11 protein-coding genes are annotated in these 12605 nt (G+C 69.3%); 9 read left to right on the top strand and 2 right to left on the bottom strand.

All coding sequences use genetic code 11. The features are described 5' to 3' along the window. Nucleotides 1-3 precede the first annotated feature (3 nt). From C5C17_RS11415 to prfA, 7 genes are all read left to right on the top strand, one after another. On the top strand, nt 4-807 hold the full coding sequence (locus C5C17_RS11415) for a DUF2993 domain-containing protein (protein WP_146079153.1): 804 nt from the start codon (nt 4-6) through the stop codon (nt 805-807). 119 nt (nt 808-926) lie between these two features. Beyond that, nucleotides 927-2075 (top strand): hypothetical protein, encoded by a 1149-nt coding sequence (locus C5C17_RS18610; RefSeq protein WP_181028562.1) that lies wholly within the window; start codon nt 927-929, stop codon nt 2073-2075. A gap of 59 nt (nt 2076-2134) precedes the next feature. Beyond that, nucleotides 2135-3595 (top strand): diaminopimelate decarboxylase, encoded by a 1461-nt coding sequence (lysA, locus tag C5C17_RS11405; protein ID WP_104253490.1) that lies wholly within the window; start codon nt 2135-2137, stop codon nt 3593-3595. 13 nt (nt 3596-3608) lie between these two features. Next, nucleotides 3609-4955 carry a homoserine dehydrogenase gene (locus tag C5C17_RS11400; RefSeq protein ID WP_104253489.1) on the top strand — a complete coding sequence of 449 codons (1347 nt, stop codon included), beginning with the start codon at nt 3609-3611 and terminating at the stop codon, nt 4953-4955. Between the two features lie 96 nt (nt 4956-5051). Further along, a complete protein-coding gene (gene thrB / locus C5C17_RS11395; RefSeq protein WP_104253488.1) occupies nt 5052-6002 on the top strand; it encodes a homoserine kinase in 951 nt (316 codons plus the stop codon). Between the two features lie 143 nt (nt 6003-6145). After that, nucleotides 6146-8104, top strand: coding sequence for a transcription termination factor Rho (rho, locus tag C5C17_RS11390; protein ID WP_104253487.1), 1959 nt, complete (start codon nt 6146-6148; stop codon nt 8102-8104). 17 nt (nt 8105-8121) lie between these two features. Beyond that, on the top strand, nt 8122-9204 hold the full coding sequence (prfA, locus tag C5C17_RS11385; protein WP_104253860.1) for a peptide chain release factor 1: 1083 nt from the start codon (nt 8122-8124) through the stop codon (nt 9202-9204). 83 nt (nt 9205-9287) lie between these two features. Here the strand turns inward: prfA and cysE are convergent, their stop codons facing one another. Beyond that, nucleotides 9288-9884, bottom strand: coding sequence for a serine O-acetyltransferase (gene cysE / locus C5C17_RS11380; RefSeq protein ID WP_104253859.1), 597 nt, complete (start codon nt 9882-9884; stop codon nt 9288-9290). Nucleotides 9885-9893: 9 nt separating this feature from the next. Then, nucleotides 9894-10829: a cysteine synthase A gene (gene cysK / locus C5C17_RS11375; RefSeq protein WP_244295926.1), complete on the bottom strand. Its 936-nt coding sequence runs from the start codon at nt 10827-10829 to the stop codon at nt 9894-9896. A gap of 134 nt (nt 10830-10963) precedes the next feature. Here cysK and prmC point away from each other — a divergent pair, with 134 nt between their 5' ends. Together prmC and C5C17_RS11365 are read left to right on the top strand one after the other, a co-directional pair. Continuing rightward, nucleotides 10964-11878: a peptide chain release factor N(5)-glutamine methyltransferase gene (prmC, locus tag C5C17_RS11370; RefSeq protein WP_181028561.1), complete on the top strand. Its 915-nt coding sequence runs from the start codon at nt 10964-10966 to the stop codon at nt 11876-11878. A 6-nt stretch (nt 11879-11884) separates the two neighbouring features. Further along, entirely contained in the window at nt 11885-12604 is a 720-nt protein-coding gene (locus C5C17_RS11365; RefSeq protein ID WP_104253484.1) for an L-threonylcarbamoyladenylate synthase, read from the top strand. Nucleotide 12605 lies beyond the last annotated feature (1 nt).

Raw genomic sequence — 12605 nt, 5'->3', positions numbered from 1 at the left:
CGCGTGACGCCGGTCATCTCCGCTGAGCCGCCGCTCGGCCCCGGACAGGTTCCGCGGCCGCAGCGGAGGCGGAGGATGCGCCGCTGGGTGAAGACCGGGTTGTGGGCGCTCGGCGCCCTGCTGCTCCTGGTCGGGCTCGATGTCGGCGTGCGCCTCGTCGCGCAGGACCGGATCGCGCAGCATGTGCAGGACTCGCTTCCTCCCGGGGTCGACGGTGACGTCGAAGCCCGCGTGCACGGCTTCTCGACGCTCTGGCAGCTCGCCTCCGGTCGAGCGAGTCACGTCACGGTGTCGGCCGGTGAGCTGACAGCGTTCGGACTGAACCTGGCGGCGAGCGTCGACGCGTACGGCGTCCACATCTTCGACGGCATGCGGACGGAGATGCTCACGGGCACCCTCGACGTTCCCGAGGCGACGCTCGAAGGTGTTGCGGTCCTGCCGGGAACGGACGCATCGCTCACGCTCGGTGACGACGAGCTGTCGTATGCATCCACGGTGTCCTTCCTGGGGCTCAGCGGCATGCTCACGGTGGACGCCGAGCTGCGGCTCGTCGACGGTGAGGTGATCATCGACCCGACGAACGTCGAGGTCTCCGGCAGCGCGTTCGGGCAGGCGCTCACGCAGGCGCTGCCGGACATCGACGAGTTCGCCGTGCCGATCTGCACGGCCGACTACCTGCCTGCTGGCCTGCACGTGTCCGAACTGCGTATCGCCGAGGGAATGCTCACCGTCGGCGTTGAGGCCAGAAACATCGCGCTCACGGCCGAGATCCCGGATTCCGGGGAGTTCTCCACCTGTCGCGACTAGTTTCGAGCTGAGACGATGGGGTCCGTGCCGACGAGGCCACCCTGGGCTCGACGGCTCAACGGCTCGCCCTCAGCGCGTCGCCGGCCCAGCCGCCGAGGAACTGGAGAACTGTGATGAGCATGCCGCCGAACGGACAGGGCTTCGGGCAGGAGCCCGGTCGGGGCCAGCAGCAGCCGGGGTACGGTCAGCAGCCTCAGCAGCCCGGTTTCGGTCAGCCGCAGCCGGGCCAGGGCCAGCAGCAGCCCGGCTACGGTCAGCCTTCCCAGCCGGGCTTCGGTCAGCAGCGCCCGGGGGACGGTCAGCAGCCCCAGCAGCCCCAGCAGCCTCAGCAGCCTCAGCAGCCTCAGCAGCCCGGCTACGGTCAACCACCCAACGGCCCCGCCTACGGGCAGCCTCCACAGCGTCCGTTCGGCCAGCCGCAGGGGAGTGGATACGGCCAGCAGGTCGCCGTGGCGGGCGGACAGCCACCGCACGGCCAGCAGCCGGGTGCATGGCAAGGCGGACAGCCTCCGCAGGGCAAGAGGTCCCGGCCCTGGTACGCGCAGTGGTGGCTGTGGACGGGCGTCGGAGTCGTGGTGATCGCGGGCGGCCTGGTCATCGGCGAGTTCGCGGCCCGGGCGAACGTCACGAGCGCGCTCGAAGAGCAGGCGAGCAAGATCGTCATCGACAACTACGCGGAGGCGTCAGCCCCGACCGAGTACACGGTCGCGGTGGACGGCTTCAGCGTGCTCGCTCAGGTGCTCACCGGGAAGATCGAGCACGCCACCCTGACATCGGTGGGCGACGGAGGGATCACGGTCGGCATCGACCTCAGGGGCATCGACGCCTCGCTGGAGGGCCAGGTCGATGCCACGGCCGTCGATCTCTCGGTGGCGACCGACGTCCTCGATGGCGTCCCGGCCGCACTGCAGGGCGAGGAGAGCGAGATCGACACCGAGTCCTACGAGACGACGATCAGCTATGGCGACGATGTCATCAACATCGAGGCCGTGAGCGGCACCGGTGAGTTCCAGGTCAAGGTCGAGTCGGAGCTCGGGTACGAGACCGCCGACGGCAAGCTGTTCGTGACGAACGACAGCAGCATGACCCTCTTCGGCACGAGCATTCCCTTCGGATCGAACGACAAGGTCGAGGTGCCGACGTGCGCGGACTCGCAGCTCGAGGCCACGGTCACCGACGCGGGCGTCTCCAGTGATGCGATCACGTTCTCCTGGCAGGTCGACGGTGCAAGGCTCGACGAGCTCCCCGCAGTGGCCGACTGCCTGTAGCCCTGCGTGTCGGCACCGACGACCTGTTCCGTCGAGAGGGCAGCGGATAGCATGCTCTGGTGCCTGAAGCTCTCCGCGAACCCCAAACCGTCCACCCGACCGGAGCGAATCCGCTTGCCCCGGCTGACCTCGAAGTGCCGAGCGATCTGAACGCGCTCGAGGCCCACGTCTGGTCGAGGAACGCGAACCGTGCGGAAGACGGTGCGGTGTCGATCGCGGGTGCGGATGTCCGTGCGCTCGCCGAGCAGTTCGGCACGCCGCTCTACGTCGTGGACGAGGCGGACGCGCGAGCGAGGGCCAGTGAGACCGTCGCGGCATTCGCCGACGCCTTCTCGCCACTCGGGGTCTCGGCGAAGGTCTATTACGCGGGCAAGGCGTTCCTGAGTGCCGACGTCGTGAGGTGGATGCTCGAGGCCGGCTGCGCGATCGACGTGTGCAGCGAGGGCGAGCTGGCGCTGGCACTGGCGGCCGGCGCGCCGCCCGCGCTGATCGGCTTCCACGGGAACAACAAGTCGACCAGAGAGATCGGCCTCGCCGTCGCTGCCGGCATCGGCGGGATCGTGCTGGACAGCACGCAGGAGCTCGATCGTGTCGCCGCCGCCGCTGCCGCTGCGGGGGTGAGCCAGCCCGTGCGCGTTCGCGTCAACTCCGGCGTGCACGCCTCGACGCACGAGTTCCTCGCCACGAGTCGCGAAGACCAGAAGTTCGGCATCCCACTCGACGAGGTGGACGCATTCGTCGCGCGCATCCGGGAGCACGACTCGCTCGAGTTCCTCGGGCTGCACTCGCACATCGGCTCGCAGATCTTCGACGCCGACGGGTTCGGGGAGGCGGCAGACCGCCTCGTCGCGGTGCACGCGCGCCTGCTCGACGGCGGGCCGGTGCCCGAACTGAACCTCGGCGGCGGGTACGGGATCGCCTACCTGCCCCGCGAGACGCCGACCGACATCCGCACGATGGCCTCCCACATCGCCTCCCATGTCGCGGACGCCTGCTCGCGGCTGGGCATCGCCGTCCCGAACATGGCGTTCGAACCGGGCCGCACCATCATCGGACCGGCCGGCACGGCGCTCTACGAGGTGGGCACGACGAAGAACGTCCGCGTCCCACTCGACGCCGGAGGCACCGCCGACCGCCTCTACGTCTCCGTGGACGGCGGTATGAGCGACAACGTCAGGGCGGCGCTCTACGAGGCCGAGTACAGCGTTCGCCTCGCGTCGCGGGCGTCCGCTGCGGGGCCAGCGCTCGTTCGTGTCGTTGGAAAACACTGCGAATCCGGCGACATCGTCGTTCTGGCAGACTATCTCCCGAGCGATGTCGCCCCCGGCGACCTCGTCGCCGTGCCAGCGACCGGCGCCTACTGCTGGTCGCTCTCGAGCAACTACAACATGATCGGCCGACCGGCCGTCGTCGCAGTTCGCGACGGCGAGACGCGCACGCTGATCCGTGCCGAGTCCGTGACCGACCTGCTTGCCAGGGACGCGGGACTCGCAGCTGCCGTGACCGATGAGCGCCCGTAACCGAGGAGAACCGATGAACCAGAACCGACCCATCCGTGTCGCCCTGCTTGGCGCGGGATCCGTCGGCTCGCAGGTCGCCCGCATCCTGCTCGAGAACGCCGAGGAACTCGCGGCCAGGGTGGGGGCCCCGCTCCTGCTCACCGGCATCGCAGTGCGCAACGTCGACGCGAAACGCGACGTCGACCTGCCCAAGGAGCTGTTCACCGACGACGCCGAGCGCCTCATCCTTGGCTCGGACATCGTCATCGAGCTCATGGGCGGCATCGACCCGGCGAAGCACCTCATCTCGCTTGCGCTGTCCACGGGCGCCGACGTCGTCACGGCCAACAAGGCGCTCGTCGCGGCGCATGGGCCCGAGCTGTTCGACCAGGCCCGCCGGGTCGGCGCGCAGCTCACGTACGAGGCCGCCGTGGCTGGCGCCATCCCGATCATCCGCCCGCTCCGCGACAGCCTCGCCGGGGACAGGGTCGAGCGCATCCTGGGCATCGTGAACGGCACGACCAACTTCATCCTCGACCGGATGCACACCAGGGGCGACTCCCTGGAGGAGGCTCTGCGCATCGCGACGGAGCTCGGCTACGCGGAAGCGGACCCGACGGCCGACATCGGGGGCTACGACGCGCAGCAGAAGGCGGCCATCCTGGCGTCCATCGCCTTCCACACCGAAGTCCCCGTCGAGCTCGTGCACCGCGAGGGCATCACGGAGATCACCATCGAGCAGATCGAGCGAGCGAAGGCGGCTGGCTTCGTGGTCAAGCTCCTCGCCATCTGCGAGCGCGTGACGGGCTCCGACGGCGTCGACGGCATCTCGGCACGTGTGTACCCTGCGCTCGTCGACGAGCAGCACCCGCTTGCCTCGGTGCACGGCGGGAACAACGCCGTCTTCGTGCAGGCGCAGGCAGCCGGCGACCTCATGTTCTACGGTGCTGGCGCCGGGGGAGTGGAGACCGCCTCGGCCGTCCTCGGCGACCTCGTCTCCTCCGCCAGACGCCGCGTCAACGGCGGCCCCGGCCTGGGAGAGTCGACGCACGCGGACCTGCCGGTGCTCGAAGTCGGCGAGATCACGACCCGGTACCAGATCATCCTCGAAGTGCACGACCGTCCTGGCGTGCTCGCGGAGATCGCGAAGGTCTTCAGCGACTTCGGCGTCTCGGTCTCGACACTCGAGCAGCGCAGTGCCGGCACCCAGGATGGTGCGCCCGCCGGCCCCTCCGCCGAATCGGCCGAAGGCGGGGCAACCCTCGTCATCGGCACGCACGCCGCGACCGAGCGAGCCCTCTCGGCGTTGGCCGAGGCCCTGGCCGCCCACGAAGCCTCGCGTCGCGTCACGGGAGTCCTCCGTGTCGAGGGCGCGCTCTAGCCAACGGCCCACCGACGCCACCGATCGCCACGCAGTGGCCTCGGTGCCCGCCGATATCACTCACATCGCAACAGTCCTCTGCCTAGGAGTCGCAGCATGAAGCAGGTCGAACAGGCGCGTCGCGTCGAAGTCAAGGTCCCCGCGACGAGCGCCAACCTCGGACCGGGCTTCGACACGCTCGGGCTCGCGCTTGCCGTCTACGACACGCTCGTCGTCGAGAGCGCGCCGGCTGGCGTCCTCGAGATCGACGTGGAAGGCGTCGGCGCTGAGAGCGTGCCCCGCGACGCCTCGCACCTCGTGGTCCAGTCGATCGAGCACACGCTCACCGGCCTCGGCTACGAGCTGCCCGGTCTGCGCATCCGCGCCGTCAACACGATCCCGCACGGACGGGGCATGGGGTCGTCTGGCGCCGCGATCGTCTCCGGCGTCATGGCCGCTGCCGCGCTCGTGTCCAACGAGGTGGAGCTCGACGCGGACACGCTCCTGCGATTCGCAACCGAGCTCGAGGGCCACCCTGACAACGTCGCGCCGTGCCTCTTCGGTGGTCTGACGATCGCCTGGGTCGGTGAGAACGGGCCCCGTTCGAAGCAGCTGCTCGTGCATCGCGGTGTGTCGCCGACCGTCCTGATCCCGACCGAGACGATGTCCACCAAGCTCGCCCGCAGCCTCCAGCCCGAGAGCGTCCCGCACGCCGACGCGATCTTCAACCTCTCTCGCTCCGCCCTGCTCGTCGCCGCACTCGTCCAGAGCCCAGAGCTGCTCTTCGAGGCGACGGAAGACCGCCTCCACCAGAGCTACCGCGCATCCGCCATGCCCTTCACGAGCGGCCTCGTCGCCGAGCTGCGGGCCGCAGGCCTGCCCGCAGTGGTCTCCGGCGCGGGCCCGAGCGTGCTCGTGCTGTGCGAGAGCCCCGAGCAGCGGCTCCGCGCGGCGGCGGTCGCGGAGGCCAACACGCAGACCGAGTGGAGCGCCATCATGCCTGCCGTTGATTTCCTCGGTGCTACAGTGGAGGTGCTGTCGGGCGACGCGGCCACACTCTCGGTGTAGGCACAGCGCGACAGCTTCAACTCTCCGAGCAGCGGAGTACGCACCCCCCTCGATTTCTGTCGATGTGGTTCAGAGTGTGTGAGAAGTCCCGCTCGCTCGATCTGAACACCGCAGAACGCGGTAGAGGTAAGGACTCACAGCAGATGACTGACACAACACCCACCGCGGAGCAGGAAGCTCCGCTCACTTCCATGAAGGTCGCGGACCTCCAGGCGCTTGCCGCCGGTCTGCAGATCCGTGGCGCTCGGAGCCTGCGCAAGGGCGCGCTCATCGACGCCATCGAGACCGCCCGAGCAAGCGCGGCTCCCGGGGCACCGGCCGTCGAGGCCGACGCCGCCCAGGCGGATGCCGCGCCGGTCGAGGCTGACGTCGCCGAAGCGGTCGCCGCACCGGTCGAAGCCGCTGCCGCGCCCGAGGCTGACACCCAGGTCGAGTCGGCTCCGCTCACCGACGAGGAAACGCCCGTCGCCATCGATGACTCCGCGGCCCAGGAAGCGACCGCACCGGTCGCCCCCGCGGCTCCCGAGCTGTCGCTCGACGACCTCGTCCTCCCGCCCGCACGCGGCGAGGCCTCCGAGCAGGACGAGGCTCGCGACGAGGATCAGGGACGCGCGGGCCAGCGGAAGCGCGGCCGTGGCCGTGGCCGTCGTGGTCGCACCAACGACACCGAGCAGAGCACCGACACTGCGGAGCCCGCCGCCAAGCAGGACGAGCTGCCCGCTGAGTCCAACGGCGACACTCAGGATGACGAGCAGCAGGGCGGGCGCCGTCAGCGCGGTCGCTCACGCGGACGCGGCGGGGACCAGGCGCAGGGCCGCGCCGAGGGCCAGCAGGCACAGGACACGCCCGCTGACGACGAGACGGACGAGCAGCGTCGTGGCCGCGGAGGTCGCTACCGCGATCGCAAGCGCGGACGCGGCGGGGCGGAAGACACCGAGCCCGAGATCGCAGCGGACGACGTGCTCCTGCCCATCGCCGGCATCCTCGACGTGCTCGACAACTACGCGTTCGTGCGCACGAGCGGCTACCTGCCGGGCCCGAACGACGTCTACGTCTCGCTCGCGCAGGTCAAGAAGTACCAGCTGCGCAAGGGCGACGCCGTCGTCGGCGCAATCCGCCAGCCGCGCGAGGGCGAGAACCAGCACGGCCGGCAGAAGTTCAACGCCATCGTGCGCTTCGACGCCATCAACGGCCAGTCGCCGGAAGAGCCGCGCCAGCGTCCAGACTTCGACTCGCTGACCGCCCTGTACCCGCAGGAGCGGCTGCGCCTCGAGACGAGCGAGGACCGCGTCGCCACTCGCCTCATGGACCTCTTCGCCCCCATCGGCAAGGGGACCCGCGGCCTCATCGTCGCACCGCCGAAGTCTGGCAAGTCCATCGTGCTGGAGCAGGTCGCCGCCGCAGTCGCGAAGAACAGCCCTGACGTGCACCTCATGGTCGTCCTCATCGACGAGCGTCCGGAAGAGGTGACGCACATGCAGCGCACCATCCAGGGCGAGGTCGTCGCGGCCACATTCGACCTCCCAGCCGACGACCAGACCACCGTCGCGGAGCTCGCCATCGAGCGGGCGAAGCGCCTCGTCGAGCTTGGCCACGACGTGGTCGTGCTGCTCGACGGCGTGACCCAGCTGTGCCGGGCCTACAACCTCGCGGCTCCCGCATCCGGTCGCATCCTGCCTGGCGGCGTGGACGCCTCGGCGCTGACCCCGGTTCGCCGCTTCTTCGGCTCCGCCAAGAACGTCGAGAACGGCGGCTCGCTCACGATCCTCGCGACGGCGATGATCGGCACCGGCTCCAAGACGGAAGACACGATCCTCGAGTCCTTCGCCGGCACGGGCAACATGGAGCTGCGCCTGTCCCGCGACATCGCCGACAAGCGCGTGTTCCCCGCCATCGACATCTCGCACTCCCAGACGCTCCGCGAGGAGCAGCTGCTCACGCAGCAGGAAGTCGAGGCGACCTGGAGCATCCGGCGCGCCCTCACCGGCGGCGACCCGCTCCTGCTGCTCGAGGCAGTGCTCGCCCGCGTGGCAGGCACGAGCACCAACGCGGAGTTCCTCGCCTCTGTCGCGAAGCAGCCCATCCGCGCCGCCAAGGCATAGTCATGGCCAGACACGAGATGGCCGACTCCGTTCGGCAGCTTCGAGCGGAGCACGAGGACTTGCAAGAGCAGCTGGCCGACCCGGAGCTGCACGCCAACCCGGCGCGCGCGAAGAAGGTCAACCGCCGGTACGCCCAGCTCGCGCAGATCCTCGCAGCTGACGCCTCCCGAGCCGAGCTCGAGGATGACCTCGAGGCCGCCAGGGAACTCGCCAAGGAGGACCAGTCGTTCGCCGACGAAGTCCCCGTGCTTGAAGAGAACCTGCGTGTCGCGCAGGAGAAGCTGCGGCGACTCCTCATTCCGCGCGACCCCGACGACGGACGTGACGTCATCATGGAGATCAAGGGCGGTGAAGGCGGCGAGGAATCGGCGCTCTTCGCGGCCGACCTCCTCCGCATGTACTCGCACTACGCGGAGCAGCGCGGCTGGAAGACCGAGATGATCTCCTCGACGGAGAGCGACCTCGGGGGCTTCAAGGACGTGCAGGTCGCGATCAAGGGCAACGCCAACGACCCGGCGCTCGGAGTCTGGGCGAGTCTCAAGTACGAGGGTGGCGTGCACCGCGTGCAGCGCGTCCCCGCGACCGAGTCGCAGGGGCGCATCCACACCTCGACAACGGGCGTGCTCGTGTTCCCGGAGGTCGACGAGCCGGAAGAGATCGAGGTCAGCCCCAACGACCTCAAGATCGACGTCTTCCGTTCGTCCGGCCCAGGAGGCCAGTCGGTCAACACGACCGACTCCGCCGTGCGCATCACCCACATCCCCACGGGAATCGTCGTGTCGATGCAGAACGAGAAGAGTCAGATCCAGAACCGCGCAGCCGGTATGCGCGTGCTGCTCGCGAGGCTCCTCGCCCACCAGCAGGAGCAGATCGCGGCAGCTGAGTCCGAGGCGCGATCCGGGCAGATCCGCACGATGGACCGTTCGGAGCGCATCCGCACGTACAACTTCCCGGAGAACCGCATCGCCGACCACCGCACCGGCTACAAGGCGTACAACCTCGACCATGTGATGAACGGGGCCCTCGGGCCCGTCATCCAGTCTGCGATCGCCGCCGACGAGGAGGCTCGTCTCGCTGCCCTCTCCGGCAGCGACGACTGAGGCCGACGCCCACGACGCACTGAAACGGCGGCCAGCACTGCTGGCCGCCGTTTCGCTGTCTGTGGCCCAGGCCTTGAGATCTTTTAGATCTCGTAGTATCCGACGAGGTCCTGCTCGGCGGGAGTGCGCTGACGGACGCGCGCTGGCACGCCCGTGAGCACCGAGTTGGCTGGCGCGTCCCGCGTCACCACGGCGTTCGCGCCGATCCGCGAGTCGTCACCGATCGTGATGTTGCCGAGGAGCTTCGCGCCGGCGCCGATGAGTACCCGGCTGCCCACGGTGGGGTGCCGCTTCACACGGTGGCCGGACGTGCCGCCGAGCGTGACGCCGTGGTAGATGAGCACGTCGTCTCCGACGACTGCGGTCTCGCCGATGACGATCCCCATGCCGTGGTCGATGACGACGCGGCGTCCGATCTGCGCGCCCGGGTGGATCTCGACACCGGTTGCGAAGCGATTGAACTGCGAGAGCGTGCGCGCGAGCAGCTTCGTGTCAGCGCGCATCCACAGGCGGTGGGCGATGCGGTGCAGCCAGAGCGCGTGCATCCCCGAGTAGTTGATCACGATCTCGGCCTTGGAGCGGGCCGCCGGGTCGTTCCTGCGCGTCGCGGCGATGTCCTCCCGGACCCGACGCCAAACGCCGACACCTTGCGGTGCCGGCGTTCGACGTGGTGTTGCCAGTGCCACTCGCTAGTCGCGGAGGTCGTCGAAGAGCACGGTCGAGAGGTAGCGCTCGCCGGTGTCGCAGATGATCACCACGATGTTCTTCCCGGCATTCTCGGGACGCTTCGCGATCTCGAGAGCTGCCCAGAGGTTCGCTCCGCTCGAGATGCCGCTGAAGATGCCCTCGGTCGAGGTCAGCGCTCGGGAGACGCGGATGCTGTCCTCGAGGGTCGCGTCGAGGACCTCGTCGATGACATCGCGGTCGAGGACGTCGGGCACGAAGTTCGCGCCGAGGCCCTGGATCTTGTGGGGGCCGGCCTTGCCCTCCGTGAGCAGGGGTGAGTCCTTCGGCTCGACGGCGACGATCTTGACCTCGGGCTTGCGCTCCTTGAGCACCTGGCCGACGCCGGAGATCGTTCCGCCCGTGCCGACACCGGCGACGAAGATGTCGATCTCGCCGTCCGTGTCTGCCCAGATCTCCTCGGCAGTGGTCTCGCGGTGGATCTGGACGTTCGCCTCGTTCTCGAACTGCCGAGCGAGGATCGCGCCTGGCGTCTCGTCGACGATCTGCTTCGCGCGTGCGACGGCGCCACGCATGCCCTCGGGGCCCGGCGTGAGGACGAGCTCGGCGCCGAACGCCTTGAGCAGCTGGCGGCGTTCGATGGACATGGTCTCGGGCATGGCGAGGATGACACGGTAGCCGCGCGACGCGCCGAGCATCGCGAGCGCGATGCCGGTGTTCCCCGAGGTGCCCTCGACGATGGTGCCACCCGGCTGCAGCTCGCCACTCTGCTCAGCTGCGCGGATGATGCCGAGACCGAGGCGGTCCTTCACCGACGACCCGGGTCCGAAGAACTCGAGCTTCGCGAAGATGTTCGCGCCGGTCTCATTGATACGACCGAGCTTGACGAGCGGGGTGCGGCCGACGACCTCGGTGATGTCGTTGTAGATCTTTCCAGTCACTTCGTGCCCTTCTGGGATGCTGTGTGAACTTCGTGGGTGTCGCTGGCAGCGTTCGCCCGCGTCAATCGTCCCAATCATCTCGCGCGCGAGTGCTGTGCATGACGCTGCGAGTCAATGTGCGGGAGACTCTCTCCATGATCTTGCACGTAGACGCGCAGAGAAAGCTGGTTCGCGAACAGCTGAAGGCCGCTGGCATAGCCGACAGCGGCGTCGAGGCCGACCTGCTGCTCGCCGGTGTGCTCGGCATCTCGCGCGGCGAGGTGCAGATGCGCTCGCTGCTGGGCAGAGAGCTGTCGGTCATGGAAGCACGGGAGGTGGGGGCGGCGACGGCGAGACGAGCGCGTCGGGAGCCCCTCCAGCACGTTCTCGGCGTGGCGCCCTTCCTCGACATGGAGCTTGCCGTCGGCCCAGGGGTCTTCGTCCCGCGGCCCGAGACGGAATCGCTCGTGACCGCCGCCGTCGCCCTGCTCGGGCAGGATCCGAGCTCCAGTATCGGCCAGCTGACGGGCATCGACGTCGGCTCCGGCAGCGGGGCGGTGGCGCTCGGCGTTGCTCGCGCACACGGTCGCATCCGCATGACGGCGATCGAGCGTTCGAGTGCAGCCTGGCCCTGGCTTCGGGCGAACGTCAAAGCGTTCGGGGACGGGCACGTCGACGTGTTCTTCGGAGACGCCGAGCGCGCCTTCTCGGTCGTGCCGCCCGGCTCGCTCGATCTCGTCGTCTCCAACCCGCCGTACGTGCCCGCCGCGAACCGGCCGGAGAGTCGCGAGGTCTGGCGGCACGACCCCGAAGAGGCGCTCTACTCCGGAGCCGACGGCCTCGACTTCATCCGAGAGCTCGCCACGTGGTCGTCCGCCGCGCTCGCACGAGGCGGCGTGCTCGTCGTCGAGCACGAGGACTCCCAGGGGGCCGAGATCAGGCAGATCTTCGCCGACGCCGGCTTCGTCGATGCCGCCACCCGTCAGGACCTCACCGGCAGGGATCGCCTCACATCCGCCGTGCGCTCCGCGTCTGGCGAGGGTGGATGCGACCAGCCGACTATCATGTGACGAAGAATGGGACAGATCTACGCCACCACAGACTCACTCGACCTCCTGGCAGCGGTCCGCGCGGCACGCACGGCCATCGCGAGCGGCGAGGTCATCGTCATGCCGACCGACACGGTGTACGGCATCGCAGCCGACGCCTTCTCGGCATCGGCCGTCCAGCGTCTGCTGGACGCCAAGGGGCGCACGCGCGCGACTCCGCCGCCGGTGCTCGTGGCGAACCACGAGACGCTCGACGCGCTCGCCGAGAACGTGCACCCGCTCGCGCGGCAGCTCTTCGAGCGCTTCGCACCCGGCCCGCTCACGGTCATCCTTCAGGCGAGGGGCTCGTTGCAGTGGGACCTCGGCGAGACGAACGGGACGGTCGCCCTGCGCATCCCCGACAGCCGTCTCGCACGCGAGCTGCTCAAGGAGACGGGCCCACTCGCGGTCTCGAGCGCCAACAAGCACGGCAAGGCGGCGGCGACGACGGTGCAGGAGGCCCTCGACGCCCTCGGCGAGGTCGTCGGAGTGTTCCTCGACGGCGGCCCGGCCGGAGGCGAGGCCTCCACGATCGTGGACGCGACCCCGTTGACCCGGGGTGAGCCCGCGCGCATCGTCCGACAGGGTGCGCTCTCCCGCGAGCTCATCGAAGAGGTGCTCGGCGACAAGCTCGCGCCGGTCGATGCCCCGGATCCGGAGCCAGCAGGCGAAGCAGAGCCGAAGTCGTCGACGGGGCACGAGTCCTAGC

The sequence above is a fragment of the Pseudoclavibacter sp. RFBA6 genome (genome assembly GCF_002931575.1).
In the GTDB taxonomy this organism is placed as follows: Bacteria; Actinomycetota; Actinomycetes; order Actinomycetales; family Microbacteriaceae; genus Pseudoclavibacter; species Pseudoclavibacter terrae.
Note: the sequence above shows the minus strand (reverse complement) of the source record. Positions and strands in the feature narration are given on the sequence as shown.